Below are 16,172 nucleotides of genomic sequence, written 5' to 3'. Positions count from 1 at the left end.
CTTTATAACTAATACTTCCGGACGGGTTTACTGCCAACCACCTCCAAGCGCTTTGTACAATTGGATTACCGCATTATATTTAGCGTATTTATTTTCGATTAATGTCAATTGCGCATTCAAAGCATCATCTTTAGCCGTTAATACTTCCAAGTAATTGACCAAACCATATTTCAATAATTCATCAGAATAATCAGTCGCTACTTTTAAAGCTTCCACCTGCTTTTCGCGAACAGATATTTTGTAAATTTCATTGTTGTATTGTGCCAAAGCATCTGAAACTTCTCTACCGGCAGTTAACAAAGATTGTTCAAATTGCAAATAAGCTTTTTCCTGATTGGCTTTTGCAATTTCGTATTTGGTTCTGATCTCACGTTTATTAAAAATAGGTTGTGTTAAACCGGTTACGATGTTGGCAAAAATAGAATTGGCACTAAACCATTCTTTTAAATCAATACTTTGAAGTCCGCCTGTTGCTGTAATTTTAAACGTTGGGTAAAAGTTACTTTTCGCGACATTCGTTTGTTCAAAATACGACATGAAATTGTATTCTGCCGCAATTACATCGGGTCTGTTGCGCAATAGTGTCGCCGGAACACCTAATGTAATTTCAGGAACCTCTTTTTGGGCTCCAAAACTGCTTCTTTCAATTTTACCTGAGGGCTGTCCTAAAAGAATACTCATTTTGTTTTCAAAAAGAATACCTGCTACTTTTAAATCTGCAATAATAATTTGGGTAGCGTATTTTTGAGATTCGGTTTGCTTGACACCAACTTCTGTAACATTTCCGGCATCTTTTAAGGCTTGAATTGCCACGATGCTTTCGTCTCTGTTTATCAAGGTCTCTTCTGCAACTCTAATCTGTTCGTCGATCGAAATCAATTGAAAATAAGTAGAGCAAATGTCAGCGATTAACTGTGTTCTTACGGCTTGAGTCGCTGCTGTTGTTTGCAAATAAATCGCATTTGTTGCACGAGCATTACTTCTTATTTTACCCCAAATATCAGCTTCCCAGCTTAAAGTTCCGGTCAATTGATATTGATCGGTGCTTCTGTCACGAAGCAAAGCTCCAAACTGACTGTTTTTTGATAATTGTTGATGCGTCCAATCTGTTCCGGCAGACAGGGTAGGGAAGTAGCCGGATTTACCTTGTTTCATAGAAGCTTCTGCTGCTGCGATATTTTGCATGGCAATTCGAATATCCAGATTGGTATCCAGTCCTTTTTTAATATAATCTTGCAAAATTGGATCTGTAAAAATGTTGTTCCAGGATATATTGGCCAACGAGACGCTATCCTTTGCCGCAACTTCGGTTCGGTATAGATTCTCGGTTTTTACATCCGGTCTTTTGTATTCCTTTGCAACGAAGCAGGATTGCATAACAGTTGCCGAGACGACAACTGTTACTATTTTATATACATTATTTTTCATATTCTTCGTCTAAAAGTGTCGTTTCAGATTCATTATTTACTACTGGTTTTCCTGAGATTCGCTCTTGCAAACTTTGGAAAACAATGAACAATATCGGAATTACAAATACACCGAATATCGTTCCGATTAACATTCCTCCAACTGCTCCCATACCAATAGAACGGTTCCCTACAGCACCAACACCAGAAGCCAGCGCTAATGGTAATAAACCGAATATAAAGGCAAGAGAAGTCATTAGAATCGGACGCAAACGTGCTTTTGCACCTTCAATAGCAGCTTGTGCCAGATCCATTCCCTGTCGTCGCCTTTGTATGGCAAACTCCACGATCAGAATAGCATTTTTCGCTAAGAGTCCTATAAGCATGATCAAGGCTACCTGGAAATAGATGTTGTTTTCTAATCCCGCCAGTTTTACAAAACCAATGGCTCCGGCAATTCCGACAGGCAATGAAAGAATTACAGACAAAGGCACTAAATAACTCTCATATTGCGCACTTAACAAAAAGTATACAAATATCAAACTCAATAAGAACACACCAGCCGCCTGACTTCCTGCAAGGATTTCCTCACGGGTCATTCCTGAAAATTCATAACTATAGGTTTTTGGCAAATGCTGCGCGGCAACTTCCTGAATCGCTTTAATCGCGTCTCCTGAGCTGTAACCCGGTTTTGCTTTACCATTTACGTTTACTGCTTTTAACATGTTGAAACGTGCAACAGCTTCAGGCCCGTAAATTCTCTTGAAATCAACAAACTGGCTTATGGCAACCTGCTGTCCGGAATTATTCTTCACGTATACGGAATTGATCGATTCCAGATTGGCTCTGTCTGAAGGTTTTGCCTGAATCATAACACGGTATTGTTTTCCGAATTTATTGAAATCAGTCGTATAAAGACCTCCATAATACCCTTGCATCGTATTAAAAATATCACTGACAGAAACTCCTGCGTTTTTAGCTCTTTCTACATTAATATCCATTTGATATTGAGGGAAAGTAGGGTTGAAGTTCGTGATCGCGTATTGAATTTCAGGTCTTTTCATTAATTCACCCAAAAACTCATTACTCACTTTACTTACCGTTGTCCAATCATCGTCTCCTTTGTCCTGAATTTTAAGCTCAAAACCATCCGCAGATCCAAATCCCTGTACACTTGGTGGTGTAAAAAATAAGGCTCTGGCGTCTTTAAAGTGAGCTGTTTTTGCAAACAATTGCCCCACAATGGCATCCACAGACTGATTGGCTTCTGTTCGGTATTTCCAGTCTTTTAATTTAATAACCATAAAGGCATAAGAACCTCCGTTTACGCTATTCAATAAACTGAAACCTACCACACTCATTCTCGATTCAACGATATCCATTGAAGAAACAATAGAATCCAATTCATTAACGGCTAGTTGCGTTTTCTCCAGTGTTGTTCCCGGAGGCAACGTTAAATCGGCCATGATAATCCCCCTGTCTTCATTCGGAATAAACCCGGAAGGTGTACTTTGGAATAAAAAGATCGTAATCGCAGAGAAAACCGCCAGTCCAGTAATGGCAATCCATTTTCTTTTGGCTAAAAAACCAAGAGATTTCACGTAGCGGTCATTCATTCTGTCGAAACTGGTGTTGAATGCGATGAAGAAACGGTCTTTAAAATTTTTATGTTCATGTCCGTGTTCAGAATCTGCATGCGGCTTTAAGAACAAGGCACATAATGCCGGACTTAGCGTTAATGCATTTACAGCAGAAATTAAGATCGCTATCGCTAAAGTAATCGCAAATTGCTGATAAAATACTCCTGAAGGCCCGCTCAAGAACGACACCGGAATAAATACGGCAGCCATTACCAACGTAATAGAAACAATGGCTCCTGTGATTTCACTCATGGCAGAAATAGTAGCTTCTTTTCCGGATTTTGCTCCTTCGTCCAGCTTGGCATGGACGGCCTCGACGACGACAATTGCATCATCGACGACAATACCAATAGCCAGAATCATGGCAAATAAAGTCAGCATGTTGATCGAAAAACCAAATACCTGCAGGAAGAAAAACGTACCAATAATCGCTACCGGAACAGCTATCGCCGGAATTAAAGTAGATCTAAAATCCTGAAGAAATAAAAACACTACTATAAATACCAATATAAAAGCTTCTACCAAAGTGTGAATTACTTTTTCAATAGAGGCATCCAGGAATGTTTTTGTATTAAATGGAATTACATAATCAACCCCTTTTGGAAAATCAGGTTTGGTCTCGTCAAGAATTTTGGTAACCTCTGTAATAATGTCTTGTGCATTAGAACCGGAAGTTTGAAATACACCAACAGCAACACCTTGTTTACCCATGGCAATATTTTTTGTTCCATAATTGAAACCACCCAATTCAACCGTTGCGACATCTTTTAAATGAAGGAAATTCCCATTTCCGGTTGATTTGATCACGATGTTTTCATAATCCTTAATTTCAGAAAGACGGCCTTTGTATTTGATTACATATTCGTAAACACCTTCTGCATTTTCTCCAAATTTACCCGGTGCCGCTTCTACGTTTTGTTCTTGTAATGCTGCCTGAATATCTTTAGGAGAAACACTGTAAGAAGCCATTTTCTCCGGATCAATCCAGATTCTCATGGAGTAATCTTTGGCACCAAAAACATTTACTTGTCCAACTCCTTTTACACGTTGTAATTTAGGTACAAGGTTGATTTTAGCATAATTCTGAATATAAGTTTCGTCAAAATCGTTATTATTAGAATACAAAGCAAAAAACATCAAGGCACTAGTCTGACTCTTAAGCGTTGTTACTCCCGTCTGTACAACGGCCTGTGGCAATTTACTGGTGGCACGGGAAACTCTATTTTGAACGTTTACCGCGGCAATATCCGGGTTAATTCCAAGTTCAAAATAAACAGATATTTTGGCGGAACCGTCATTTGCTGCAGACGAAGTCATATAAGTCATTCCTTCCACACCGTTGATTTCTTCCTCTAAAGGAATCACAACACTGTTAAGTACGGTTTCTGCATTAGCTCCGGTATAGGTAGCACTAACCTGTACGGTTGGAGGGGCTATTTCGGGATATTGCTCGATCGGTAAAGTCATCAATCCTAAAATACCTAAAATGGTAATTAAGATCGAAATTACCGTCGAGAGAACTGGTCTTTCTATAAAAGTTTTTAACATCTTTACTATTATTTTTTAGCGGAAGAATTTGTATTTGCTGTAGTTACAGCCTCATCTTTGGCTTGTTGTGGCGTAATTTCTGCATCGTCTTTTAATTTTGACGCTCCTTCGATTACAACAATTTCACCCTCTTTAAGCCCTGAAGAAACAATATAGTTCAACTCTGTCGTCCCATTGGTTTCAATGATTCTCGACTTTACTTTATTGCCTTTCTCCACCACGTAAATAGTCTGTTTTCCCTGAACCTCGAAAACCGCATTTTGAGGAACCAGAATTACATCTTTTTCTTCAATAGGTAAACGAATAATACCGGTACTTCCACTTCTTAAAATCCCTTCAGGATTAGCAAACTCAGCTCTGAATTGTGTCGTTCCGGTTTGTGCATTCACCAGACCGTTCATCGTTGCAATTCTTCCTTTTTGATCGTATTCTGAGTTGTCAACTAAAATCAAGGAAACCAAAGGAGCTGCTTTTAATTTTTCGGCAGTTGTAGCTCCTTTAAATGTTTTATTAAAGAACAACAATTGCTTTTCATTCATAGAGAAATAAGCACGAACAATTTTGGTGTCAGATACCGTTGTCAGTGGCATTTCGTTAGTAGCACTAACCAAACTCCCTTCTCTGAAAGGCAATCCGCCAATAACACCGTTTACCGGAGAGTAAATTGTTGCATAACCAATATTAGCCACAATGCTTCCGTATGTACTTTTTGCCTGAGCCAATTTCGCTTTTGCGGTCTCCAATTGCACCACACTAATGATTTTGCGATCCACCAAAGGTTTCAATCGGTCTACTTCAACCTGGGCAGCCTGAACAGCGGCTTTTGCTGCAGAAGCATCCTCATTTAACGTTTGCGTTTCTAGTTTAAAAAGCAATTGTCCTTTTTTTACAACCTGACCTTCATCAACATATATTTTTTGAATAAATCCGTTTACTTTTGGACGTATTTCCACATTCTGTTGCCCTTCAAGATTGGCAGTATAGTCTTGATATACCGTCGCATTCTGAATTGTAACAGTTTTAACCGGAAAAGGAGCAGGGCCTTGAGGCGGTGCTTGTTCTTCCTTTTTTTTGCAGGATGCAAAAACTAGCATAATGGCTAACAGAGAAAATGAAATATGCTTCATACTTATTTAATTTGAATTAATTATTTATGGGGATTTGACGGATTTTCTATTTCTGTAAATTCAGATATAGTTTCTTTTATCAGTTCTTCAACTTTTATTACGTGCGCTTTATAAGCTCTGGTATTGTCCAGATTTATTAGCTCTTCCGGACTTGACATCGTTTTTTCACGATAGGAGAGCATCTTATCAATGATTTTTCTTTCGTAAGCAATAATCTTGAGATAACTGTTTAATCGCTCGCTAAACGGAGAAGACTTGTAGTACTTTTTCCGGTCTCCCGGTATCGTAAAGTAGTTTATCTTTTCCATTTTTAGAAGCAAGTTCAGGTTCGTGGAAACAGAGCTTTTACTGGCACCGGTTTTCTCTACCAATTGTTCAAATGTCAAGCCCTCTTTTATACCGTCAACGATTAGTAATCCAAGGATTCTGGAACCTAATGGTGACATGTGATAAAATGATTCGAAGTAAACTCCGAAAGATTCTATGAGATCTTCTCTCTCTTTTTGAATCGATTTCATCTTTTTTTTGAGCAAAGATAGATTTTGGTTCGTTATTTACAGAACCAACCGAACTTAAATTTGTGTTAAATTTAGGTTACCTAAAAAATGCGTTAAATGAGTCCTTAAAAGACTTCGCAATCCTTCGGATAAAAACACTTTTGTTGCAGTACTAAAATTGTTTTATTTTTTGAATGCAAACAAAAACCGAATAAGTAGTAATTTAGTTATATTTGTTGTCTTATAAAAAAACCAAATTGTGACTTCAATTAACAAGTTAAAAATATTCAATGATCCCATTTATGGCTTCATTTCAATTCCGAATGAGCTCATATACGACTTAATTCAGCATCCCTATTTTCAGCGTTTGCGACGTATTTCGCAAATGGGGCTTTCGTATTTGGTTTATCCCGGTGCCAATCACACCCGTTTTCATCATGCTTTAGGCTGTATGCATTTGATGCAAAAGGCCGTAGAAACACTTCGTTTTAAAGGAGTAGTGGTTTCGTCTGAAGAAGAGAATGCCTTGTACATCGCGATTTTATTACACGATATCGGTCATGGTCCATTTTCACATGCTATGGAAAAAAGCATAGTCGAAGATGTCAATCACGAAGCCATTTCATTGCTGTTTATGAATCAGTTAAACGAGGAATTTGACGGAAGATTGAGTTTGGCAATTCAGGTTTTTAAAGGAGAATACCACAGAAAGTTCATGTTGCAATTGATCTCAAGTCAATTAGACATGGATCGTATGGACTATTTAAAACGCGACAGTTTTTACACCGGAGTTGCAGAAGGAAATGTCAATTCGGAACGATTGATTCAAATGATGAATGTCGTGGATGGTGTTTTGGTAATTGAAGAAAAGGGAATTTACTCTGTTGAAAAATTCCTACTTTCAAGACGATTGATGTATTGGCAGGCTTATTTGCATAAAACTAGTCTGGTAGCGGAATTAATTCTAATGAAAGTTTTAAAGAGAGCCAAAGAATTGGTCCTAAAAGGACAGTCATTGCCTTGCAGTGAACCCCTTTTGTATTTTATGAAAAACAAAATTACACTCGAAAATTTCGATGCTGAAAAGTTAGATTTATTTTCTCAACTGGACGATTTTGATATTATAAGTGCTTTAAAAGCCTGGCAGAAACACGACGATTTTATATTGTCTACTTTAAGCAAAATGATAATTAACAGAGATTTATTAAAGATAAAACTCAGTGCAGATAAAATTCCGATGGAAGAATCTCAGTCTTTAAAAGAAGAATTTGCACAAGAACATAATGTTTCCTTATTAGAAGCTGGTTATTTTATTTTCAGAGGAAAAATAAAAAATCAGGCTTACAGCAAAGAAGCAGAGCCTATACGAATTTTGAAAAAAGATAAAACAATTGAAGATGTTGTCGAAGCTTCTGATCAGTTGAATTTGAAGTCGTTATCTAAATTGGTAACAAAATATTACATCTGTTTTCCAAAACAACTTATCTAAAATTAACATTTAAAATCTATTTTTTATATTTTTGTCGCGATGAAATTTACAGCAGAACAAATAGCAGGAATTTTAGATGGAGAAGTTGTTGGGAATCCCCTTGCAGAAGTTTCTCACTTATCTAAAATCGAAGAAGGTGAGGAAGGGTCGCTGACTTTTTTAGCTAATCCAAAGTATATCAATTACATATACACAACAAAAGCAACGGTAACCATTGTTAACGATAGTTTTACACCCGAAGCAGAAATTACGACAACTTTAATAAAAGTAGAAGATGCCTATGCCTCTTTTTCCAAACTATTACAGTTTTACAATCAGGTAAAATTGAATAAAAACGGAATTGAAGCAAACTCTTTTATCTCTGAAGGCACTAAATATGGCGAAAATCTATACTTAGGCAGCTTTAGTTATATAGGACAGAATGTGGTCTTAGGAGACAACGTAAAAATTTACCCAAACAGTTTTATTGGCGATAATGTTGTTATTGGCGATAATGTCTATATTTTTGCCGGCGCTAAAATATACTCTGAAACTGTAATTGGGAATAATTGTACGATACACTCCGGTACTATTATCGGGGCTGATGGTTTCGGTTTCGTTCCAGATGAAGAAGGAGTATTCAGTAAGGTACCGCAAATCGGGAATGTGATTCTGGAGGACAATGTAGATATTGGCGCCAACACTACAATTGACAGAGCTACACTTGGTTCTACAATTATTAGAAAAGGAGTTAAATTAGACAATCAGATTCAAATCGCACACAATGTAGAAATTGGTAAAAATACCGTAATTGCAGCGCAAACAGGTGTTGCCGGTTCTACAAAAATAGGCGAAAATTGTATGATTGGTGGGCAGGTTGGTATAGCAGGCCACTTAACTATTGGAAATAATGTGAGAGTTCAGGCGCAATCCGGCGTTGCCAGAAATATTAAGGACGACGAAGTTTTACAAGGAAGTCCAACCTTTAGTTTAAGTGATTTTAGTAAATCGTATGTTCATTTTAAGAACTTGCCTAAAATCGTAGCCGAACTGGAAGAATTAAAAAAACAAATAATAAACCCAAAAAATGGAAATAATGGTTAAACAGAAGACCATCAAAAATGAAATTTCACTAACAGGAGTTGGATTACACACTGGTAAAGAAGTTACAATGACTTTTAAACCAGCTCCAATTAATAATGGTTTCACTTTTGTAAGAGTAGATTTGCAAGGTCAACCAGTCATTGAGGCTGATGCTAATTATGTTGTTAATACACAAAGAGGCACAAATCTTGAAAAATTAGGAGTTAAAATTCAAACTCCGGAACATGTTTTAGCTGCTTTAGTTGGATGTGATTTGGATAATGTTATTATAGAATTAGATGCTTCAGAACTGCCTATTATGGATGGTTCTTCAAAATATTTTGTTGAAGCAATAGAAAATGCAGGAATCGAAGAACAAGACGCTAAACGTAATGTTTATGTAGTAAAAGAAGTTATTTCGTTTACTGATGAAGCTACAGGAAGCGAAATCTTGGTTATGCCAAGCGACGATTATCAAGTTACTGCAATGGTAGATTTTGGGACTAAAGTATTAGGTACTCAAAATGCAACTATGAAAAGTATCGCTGATTTTAAAGACGAAATTTCAAATTCAAGAACCTTTAGTTTCTTGCATGAATTAGAATCTTTATTAGAAAACGGATTAATTAAAGGGGGTGATTTAAACAACGCTATTGTATATGTAGATAAAGAAATTTCTGATGCTACAATGGAAAATTTAAAGAAAGCCTTTGGTAAAGATAAAATTTCAGTAAAACCGAATGGCGTTTTAGACAATCTCACTTTACACTATCCTAATGAAGCTGCACGTCACAAATTATTAGATGTAGTAGGTGATTTAGCTTTAATTGGTGTTAGGATTCAAGGGAAAATTATCGCGAACAAACCTGGTCACTATGTGAACACTCAGTTTGCTAAGAAAATTGGAAAAATCATTAAAATTGAACAAAGAAATCACGTTCCTGTTTATGATTTGAACAAAGAGCCTTTGATGGACATTCACAAAATCATGGCCATGTTGCCTCACAGACCTCCATTTTTGTTGATCGACAGAATCATCGAAATGTCTGATCGTCATGTGGTAGGATTGAAAAATGTGACTATGAACGAAAACTTTTTCGTTGGACATTTTCCTGAAGCACCGGTAATGCCGGGAGTTCTAATTGTTGAAGCAATGGCACAAACAGGAGGGATTTTGGTTCTAAGTACCGTTCCGGATCCGGAAAACTACTTGACTTATTTCATGAAAATTGATAATGTTAAGTTCAAACACAAAGTACTGCCGGGAGATACCTTAATTTTCAAGTGCGAATTGATTTCTCCTATCAGAAGAGGAATTTGTCATATGCAGGCAAACGCATACGCAAACGGAAAATTAGTTACTGAGGCAGAATTAATGGCACAAATTGTAAAAAAACAATAATAGTTTAATCAAAATTATTGTTTAGGTTTGTTGCCCAAATCAGACTATTTTAATTTAAAATATAAAACAGACAGATGAATCAACCATTAGCTTATGTTCATCCTGGCGCTAAAATCGCTAAAAACGTTGTAATTGAACCCTTTACAACAATCCACAATAATGTTATTATTGGTGACGGTACATGGATCGGTTCAAATGTGACCATTATGGAAGGCGCTCGTATCGGAAAAAATTGTAATATTTTTCCCGGAGCTGTAATTTCTGCTGTGCCACAAGATTTAAAATTTGGCGGAGAAGATTCTTTGGCTATTATTGGTGACAATTGTACGATCAGAGAATGTGTAACCATCAATAGAGGAACTGTTGCTTCAGGGCAAACGACTTTAGGAGACAATTGTTTGGTTATGGCTTACGCGCATATTGCTCACGATTGCGAAATTGGTAATAACGCTATTATTGTAAACGGAGTTGCCTTAGCAGGTCACGTTGTAGTGGGTAACCATGCTGTAATTGGAGGTTTAGCAGCTATTCATCAATTTATCCATATTGGAGATCACGCTATGATTTCCGGTGGTTCTTTGGTAAGAAAAGATGTACCACCTTATACAAAAGCAGCAAAAGAACCGTTATCATACGTGGGAATCAATTCGGTTGGTTTAAGAAGAAGAGGTTTTAGCACCGATAAAATCAGAGAAATTCAAGAAATTTACAGAATTTTATACCAAAAAAATTACAATACAACACAGGCTTTAAGCATTATTGAAGCCGAAATGGAAGCCACTCCTGAGAGAGATGAAATTCTTGATTTTATCAGAAATTCATCAAGAGGAATTATGAAAGGTTATTCAGGTAATTACTAATTTAAGATTTTAGATTTTAGAATGTAGAATTTTAGATAATGAAATTCTACACTCTAAAATCCAAAAAGACAGATTGATTCTTTTCAGAGAATCTAAAATCTGAACTCTTAAATCTAAAATATAAAAAAGGGAGATTGGTTCTTTTTATAAGAATCTAAAATCTACATTCTTAAATCTAAAATATAAAAAAATGGCATCTACATCAGATATTAGAAACGGATTGTGTATCAAATTCAATCACGATATTTATAAAATTGTTGAATTTCTTCACGTAAAACCTGGAAAAGGTCCTGCTTTCGTAAGAACAAAATTGAGAAGTTTAACTACAGGAAGAGTATTAGACAATACCTTTTCTGCAGGACATAAAATTGATGATGTGCGTGTAGAGACGCATAATTACCAATTTTTATATGCTGAAGGAGATGAATTTCATTTTATGAATACAGAATCTTTCGAGCAAATTTCTTTGAATAAAAACATCCTGGATGCACCGGGTTTATTAAAAGAAGGAACAAGTGTAATGGTTCAGGTAAATACTGAAACTGACTTACCTTTATCTGTAGACATGCCATCTTCTGTAATTCTTGAAGTTACTTATGCTGAGCCGGGAGTAAAAGGAAATACAGCTACTAATGCAACTAAATCTGCTACTGTAGAAACGGGTGCAAATGTAAACGTTCCTTTGTTCATCAACGAAGGAGATAAAATTAAAATTGATACCGCTTCAGGTTCTTACATGGAGCGTGTAAAAGAGTAGTATATTAATTAGATAATGGGATAATGTGTCAATGAGATAATCAAGTTTATTATCTTCTAACCAGCACATTATCCCATTATCCAATTGGCAAATTATCTAATTAAAAAATATGAAATTTCCAAAAGTTCACTCTTTACAAGAAATTGCAAATTTGCTTGAGTGCGAATTTATAGGCGACCAAAACTTCCCCGTTTTAGGCATGAATGAAATACATGTTGTTGAACCGGGAGATATTGTTTTCGTTGACCACCCAAAATATTACGATAAAGCTTTACAATCGGAGGCTACAATTGTTTTAATCAACAAAAAAGTAGATTGCCCGGAAGGAAAAGCACTTTTGATCTCTGATGATCCTTTTAGAGATTTTAATACCCTGACCAAACACTTTAAACCTTTTCAATTTGCAAACGTAGCGGTTTCCACTTCTGCTACCATTGGAGAAGGAACGCACATTCAACCTAATAGTTTTGTTGGAAATCATGTAAAAATTGGAAAGAATTGTTTGATTCATTCTAATGTTTCTATTTACGATCATACCGTTATTGGTGATAATGTAATTATCCATGCTGGAACGATTCTAGGTGCTGACGCTTTTTATTACAAAAAACGTCCAGATGGTTTCGATCAGTTGATTTCAGGCGGTAGAGTTGTGATTGAAGACAATGTTGGTATTGGTGCCCTTTGCACAATTGACAAAGGTGTTACAGGAGATACCACAATCGGGGAGGGGACTAAAATTGACAATCAGGTGCATGTTGGACACGATTCTGTAATTGGCAAAAAATGTCTGATCGCTTCACAAACCGGTATTGCCGGCTGTGTTGTTATTGAAGACGAAGTAACAATCTGGGGGCAAGTGGGCACCACTAGTGGTATCACGATTGGAACTAAGGCTGTTATTATGGGACAAACAGGTGTTACAAAATCGGTTGAAGGAGGGAAATCTTATTTCGGAACTCCAATCGAAGAATCAAGAGAAAAATTGAAGCAATTAGCCAATATCAAAAAGATTCCCGAAATTCTAAATAAATTGAAGTAATATGTCTATAAAAGAATTTGTTCAAAAATTTTATAAGTCCGATGCCTTGATTGATAGCGAAATCATGAAAATCTATCTGCATCCGGAAGTCTTGTTAGATTGGAATAGCAGTAAAGGGCTAATTTTGATGAATTATGATTCTTTACTAGGAATGGCCAATGAATTAAGTCGTGCTTATGTGCGGTCTAAAGTCCGAATAAGCCATATTATTGCCGAAGATGATTTAGTATCAATACGTTATTCTCATTACGTTAAAACGATTGAAAACCCAAGAGAGGAGATGTTGTTGGCTCATTTTTCTACCATTTGGCAGATTAAAGACGACAAATTATATCGAGGATTCCAAATGAGTCAATTTTCTTAATATTTTTTGATGACAAAAAGGGTAAAATACATTACAAAACCTTATTTTTGCATCACAATTTTAAAAACTACATAAAATATATATCATGAGTGTTTTAGTTAATAAAGATTCCAAAATAATTGTTCAAGGATTTACAGGTAGCGAAGGAACTTTCCACGCTTCTCAAATGATTGAGTACGGTACTAATGTTGTTGGTGGTGTTACTCCTGGAAAAGGTGGAACTAGCCATTTAGATCGTCCGGTTTTTAATACCGTAAAAGACGCTGTAGAGCAAGCTGGAGCTGATACATCTATCATTTTTGTTCCGCCGGCTTTTGCTGCTGATGCAATTATGGAAGCTGCTGATGCTGGAATTAAAGTAATTATTGCTATTACTGAAGGAATTCCTGTTGCAGATATGATTAAAGCAAATAATTATGTTAAAGAAAGAAATTCCAGATTAATCGGACCAAACTGTCCAGGTGTTATTACTCCGGGAGAAGCTAAAGTTGGTATTATGCCAGGTTTCGTTTTCAAAAAAGGAACTGTTGGTATCGTATCTAAATCAGGAACTTTAACTTACGAAGCTGCTGATCAGGTTGTAAAACAAGGTTTAGGAATTACTACAGCTATCGGAATTGGTGGAGATCCAATTATCGGAACTACAACTAAAGAAGCTGTTGAATTATTAATGAACGATCCAGAAACTGAAATTATCATCATGATTGGTGAAATTGGAGGTCAATTAGAAGCTGATGCTGCTAAATGGGTAAGAGCTGATGGTAACCGTAAACCAGTTGTTGGTTTTATCGCTGGAGAAACTGCTCCTGCTGGTAGAACAATGGGTCACGCAGGTGCTATTGTTGGTGGTTCTGATGATACAGCTGCTGCTAAAAAACAAATTATGAGAGACAACGGAATTCACGTTGTTGATTCACCAGCTGAAATTGGTAAAAAAGTAAAAGAAATACTTGGATAATCTCCAAATATTCAAAATAACAAATTCCAAAAAAGTCTCAATTCGTGTTGAGACTTTTTTACATTTTTAAAAAGAGGATAAATTAAAGCTTAGCAGCTTAGTTTCTCAGAAACTTAGACGCTTAAAAAGAGAGATATGAACAAAGAATTAGAAAAGTTTAAAGTAAGCAATAGCTTTACTTTTACTGTAGAAGATAGCCTAGAACAAGCTTGTAACGCACCGGAATCAGGAGCAGGAGTTTTTGTTGTTTACGCTGTTGAAGGAGATGCAAAAGAGTTAATTATGGTTGGTTCTACCGGAACTGTTCAGAATGACGGAACTCTAAAAAGCAAAAATGGCGGTTTATACGACAAAATCGTAAACGGACACCAATTTGCAAAAACAGGTAGAAAATATTCTTGGCCTGCACAAATGAAATTAGAAAATATCACTGCTCTGGAAGTGGTTTGGTATGAGACTTTTACTGCAGAAGTAAAAGGAATTCCAACAACTGTAGAAGGACAGGTTTTACAAAATTTCTTAGATGCAAATGGAAAATTACCTAGATGGAATGTAGCTTTCTAAGGCATTCTATTCTTAATACAATTTGACTTAAAGTCTTACTATTTGTTTAGTGGGACTTTTTTTTTACTCTATAATTAATTTGCAATACATTGTGATTAAGCCGTTTGTGTTTTCAGTTTTTTTTTAATCTTTTGCCACGAATTGCACCAATTTACTCGAATTACTTCTTTGCCACAGATTTCAAAAAAGTACGTCTGTGACTTTGACAAAGAGCTGCTAACTTGGCACCTCTATGAGCGAGAAAAATGCCACAGATTAAAGGATTAAAATGATTTATAAAATCTGTGTAAATCCTTTTAATCAGTGGCAGAATGATGAAGATGGTCACGAAAACGAGGAATCTAAACAACTTAAAAAGAGTTAAATAGAATTTTTAGGATTAAAATGGATTTCTACTTTTTTCAACACTACCAATCTTTAATTTTTACTACTCTGCAACTTTCAGTCTTGATCAAAAATTACAGCCAATTCAGTAAAGATCTAAGGCAAAATATCCAAAAAGAACGATTGAATTATTTCTTCGAAAAGTACAAAACAAAATTCAGCAGAAACATTTAGCGATTTTAGTTGATTAAAGAATAAGTTGTAGTAAAATCTCACAATTAAAAAAAAGTAAAAAAAATGGTTGCGTCCCAAAATAGTTAAAACTTCGTTAAAATAAAGGCGTAGAGACGGTTTTCCTGTATTAGGAAACCGTCTCTTTTTTGTAAAAAAATTGGTTTTAAATTTTTGCTTTTATACATTTAGAGCATTAAGTTAAAAGATAATGTTAAAAAAGTATCTTCTTGATATTAACTAACAGTACTCTTTATCAATAATTCTATGCCAAAACCAAGTTATGAAAACCAAAATTTTACAAACCCCATTTGATGACATTACGCTTTGGACTAACCTGAAAGAAGGCGATGAGAAATCATTTTCATTACTATTCGAAAGGTATTACAGAGATTTGGTTAATTACGGTAATTCACTTTCGCCCTTTGCCGAGAAAGTTCAGGATTGCATACAAGATGTGTTTACTGATGTATGGGTCTACAGGAACAGCTTGCAAAGTTCTGTTGTTGTAAAAGCTTATTTATTATCAAGTGTTCGTAAAAGAATTGCACGTTTACACGAAAGAGACCACATCTTTCGCAAAGCGGCAAGTACTGATTCTGTAGCTTTTTTATTGAAATTTTCGGTGGAGCATGAACTTATCGACGATGACGATGATACTACAAGAGCAAAAGTGACGCATTTAAATGAATTATTAAATAATCTTCCGGTAAGACAAAAAGAAGCCTTGTATCTTAGATACCATCAAGGACTTACAGTTGAACAAATCGCAGAAATGTTGGATGTCAATTATCAGTCTGCAAGTAATCTCTTGTACCGCGGTTTACTTACGCTTCGCAAGGAATGGAAAGGTACTTTTTCTATAATTGCACTACTATCCTCAAGTACTTTTTAATTTTATTTT

General features: G+C 35.9%; 14 protein-coding genes. 10 read left to right on the top strand and 4 right to left on the bottom strand.

Annotation, left to right across the window (positions count from 1 at the left end):
- Positions 1-27: 27 nt before the first annotated feature.
- Genes ACHRV3_RS00655 through ACHRV3_RS00640 form a run of 4 tightly spaced genes read right to left on the bottom strand, consistent with a single transcriptional unit; the run spans position 28 to position 6,239 of the window.
- The gene (locus ACHRV3_RS00655; protein WP_395434127.1) at positions 28-1,428 is read right to left on the bottom strand and encodes an efflux transporter outer membrane subunit; all 1,401 of its coding nucleotides are present in this window, start codon (positions 1,426-1,428) and stop codon (positions 28-30) included.
- Positions 1,418-4,594 carry an efflux RND transporter permease subunit gene (locus ACHRV3_RS00650; protein WP_395434126.1) on the bottom strand — a complete coding sequence of 1,059 codons (3,177 nt, stop codon included), beginning with the start codon at positions 4,592-4,594 and terminating at the stop codon, positions 1,418-1,420. Before ACHRV3_RS00650 ends, ACHRV3_RS00655 begins: the two co-directional genes overlap by 11 nt.
- An 8-nt stretch (positions 4,595-4,602) precedes the next feature.
- Complete coding sequence (locus ACHRV3_RS00645) at positions 4,603-5,721, bottom strand: efflux RND transporter periplasmic adaptor subunit (protein WP_047775121.1); 1,119 nt, start codon at positions 5,719-5,721, stop codon at positions 4,603-4,605.
- 20 nt (positions 5,722-5,741) lie between these two features.
- Positions 5,742-6,239 carry a GbsR/MarR family transcriptional regulator gene (locus tag ACHRV3_RS00640; protein ID WP_047775120.1) on the bottom strand — a complete coding sequence of 166 codons (498 nt, stop codon included), beginning with the start codon at positions 6,237-6,239 and terminating at the stop codon, positions 5,742-5,744.
- 238 nt (positions 6,240-6,477) lie between these two features.
- Between ACHRV3_RS00640 and ACHRV3_RS00635 the strand changes: the two genes are divergently transcribed.
- The 10 genes from ACHRV3_RS00635 to ACHRV3_RS00590 all read left to right on the top strand — a co-directional run bounded on the left by ACHRV3_RS00635 (position 6,478) and on the right by ACHRV3_RS00590 (position 16,163).
- Entirely contained in the window at positions 6,478-7,707 is a 1,230-nt protein-coding gene (locus ACHRV3_RS00635) for an HD domain-containing protein (protein WP_047775118.1), read from the top strand.
- Between the two features lie 39 nt (positions 7,708-7,746).
- Complete coding sequence (gene lpxD, locus ACHRV3_RS00630; protein WP_395434125.1) at positions 7,747-8,790, top strand: UDP-3-O-(3-hydroxymyristoyl)glucosamine N-acyltransferase; 1,044 nt, start codon at positions 7,747-7,749, stop codon at positions 8,788-8,790.
- On the top strand, positions 8,783-10,171 hold the full coding sequence (locus ACHRV3_RS00625; protein WP_047775377.1) for a bifunctional UDP-3-O-[3-hydroxymyristoyl] N-acetylglucosamine deacetylase/3-hydroxyacyl-ACP dehydratase: 1,389 nt from the start codon (positions 8,783-8,785) through the stop codon (positions 10,169-10,171). Before lpxD ends, ACHRV3_RS00625 begins: the two co-directional genes overlap by 8 nt.
- Before the next feature lie 74 nt (positions 10,172-10,245).
- Positions 10,246-11,031: an acyl-ACP--UDP-N-acetylglucosamine O-acyltransferase gene (gene lpxA, locus ACHRV3_RS00620; protein WP_047775114.1), complete on the top strand. Its 786-nt coding sequence runs from the start codon at positions 10,246-10,248 to the stop codon at positions 11,029-11,031.
- A 190-nt stretch (positions 11,032-11,221) separates the two neighbouring features.
- Positions 11,222-11,788, top strand: a complete 567-nt coding sequence (gene efp, locus ACHRV3_RS00615; RefSeq protein ID WP_047775112.1) for an elongation factor P — start codon at positions 11,222-11,224, stop codon at positions 11,786-11,788.
- Between the two features lie 109 nt (positions 11,789-11,897).
- The gene (locus ACHRV3_RS00610) at positions 11,898-12,827 is read left to right on the top strand and encodes a UDP-3-O-(3-hydroxymyristoyl)glucosamine N-acyltransferase (RefSeq protein WP_395434124.1); all 930 of its coding nucleotides are present in this window, start codon (positions 11,898-11,900) and stop codon (positions 12,825-12,827) included.
- Position 12,828: 1 nt separating this feature from the next.
- Positions 12,829-13,191 carry a hypothetical protein gene (locus ACHRV3_RS00605; protein ID WP_047775109.1) on the top strand — a complete coding sequence of 121 codons (363 nt, stop codon included), beginning with the start codon at positions 12,829-12,831 and terminating at the stop codon, positions 13,189-13,191.
- An 85-nt stretch (positions 13,192-13,276) separates the two neighbouring features.
- Entirely contained in the window at positions 13,277-14,149 is an 873-nt protein-coding gene (gene sucD, locus ACHRV3_RS00600; protein WP_047775108.1) for a succinate--CoA ligase subunit alpha, read from the top strand.
- A 135-nt stretch (positions 14,150-14,284) separates the two neighbouring features.
- On the top strand, positions 14,285-14,713 hold the full coding sequence (locus ACHRV3_RS00595) for a hypothetical protein (RefSeq protein ID WP_395425361.1): 429 nt from the start codon (positions 14,285-14,287) through the stop codon (positions 14,711-14,713).
- An 838-nt stretch (positions 14,714-15,551) separates the two neighbouring features.
- The gene (locus ACHRV3_RS00590) at positions 15,552-16,163 is read left to right on the top strand and encodes an RNA polymerase sigma factor (protein ID WP_047775102.1); all 612 of its coding nucleotides are present in this window, start codon (positions 15,552-15,554) and stop codon (positions 16,161-16,163) included.
- Positions 16,164-16,172: the final 9 nt, after the last annotated feature.

The sequence above is a fragment of the Flavobacterium sp. FlaQc-49 genome, assembly GCF_044005985.1.
Classification (GTDB): domain Bacteria; phylum Bacteroidota; class Bacteroidia; order Flavobacteriales; family Flavobacteriaceae; genus Flavobacterium; species Flavobacterium cupriresistens.
This window is presented reverse-complemented; position numbering and strand designations above follow the sequence as displayed.

Coding starts and splice junctions, on each gene's coding strand:
- ACHRV3_RS00650 (WP_395434126.1), bottom strand. CDS start 4,594: ATGTTAAAAACTTTTATAGAAAGACCAGTTCTCTCGACGGTAATTTCG.
- ACHRV3_RS00590 (WP_047775102.1), top strand. CDS start 15,552: ATGAAAACCAAAATTTTACAAACCCCATTTGATGACATTACGCTTTGG.
- ACHRV3_RS00655 (WP_395434127.1), bottom strand. CDS start 1,428: ATGAAAAATAATGTATATAAAATAGTAACAGTTGTCGTCTCGGCAACT.
- ACHRV3_RS00595 (WP_395425361.1), top strand. CDS start 14,285: ATGAACAAAGAATTAGAAAAGTTTAAAGTAAGCAATAGCTTTACTTTT.
- efp (WP_047775112.1), top strand. CDS start 11,222: ATGGCATCTACATCAGATATTAGAAACGGATTGTGTATCAAATTCAAT.
- sucD (WP_047775108.1), top strand. CDS start 13,277: ATGAGTGTTTTAGTTAATAAAGATTCCAAAATAATTGTTCAAGGATTT.
- lpxA (WP_047775114.1), top strand. CDS start 10,246: ATGAATCAACCATTAGCTTATGTTCATCCTGGCGCTAAAATCGCTAAA.
- ACHRV3_RS00610 (WP_395434124.1), top strand. CDS start 11,898: ATGAAATTTCCAAAAGTTCACTCTTTACAAGAAATTGCAAATTTGCTT.
- ACHRV3_RS00625 (WP_047775377.1), top strand. CDS start 8,783: ATGGTTAAACAGAAGACCATCAAAAATGAAATTTCACTAACAGGAGTT.
- ACHRV3_RS00645 (WP_047775121.1), bottom strand. CDS start 5,721: ATGAAGCATATTTCATTTTCTCTGTTAGCCATTATGCTAGTTTTTGCA.
- lpxD (WP_395434125.1), top strand. CDS start 7,747: ATGAAATTTACAGCAGAACAAATAGCAGGAATTTTAGATGGAGAAGTT.
- ACHRV3_RS00640 (WP_047775120.1), bottom strand. CDS start 6,239: ATGAAATCGATTCAAAAAGAGAGAGAAGATCTCATAGAATCTTTCGGA.
- ACHRV3_RS00605 (WP_047775109.1), top strand. CDS start 12,829: ATGTCTATAAAAGAATTTGTTCAAAAATTTTATAAGTCCGATGCCTTG.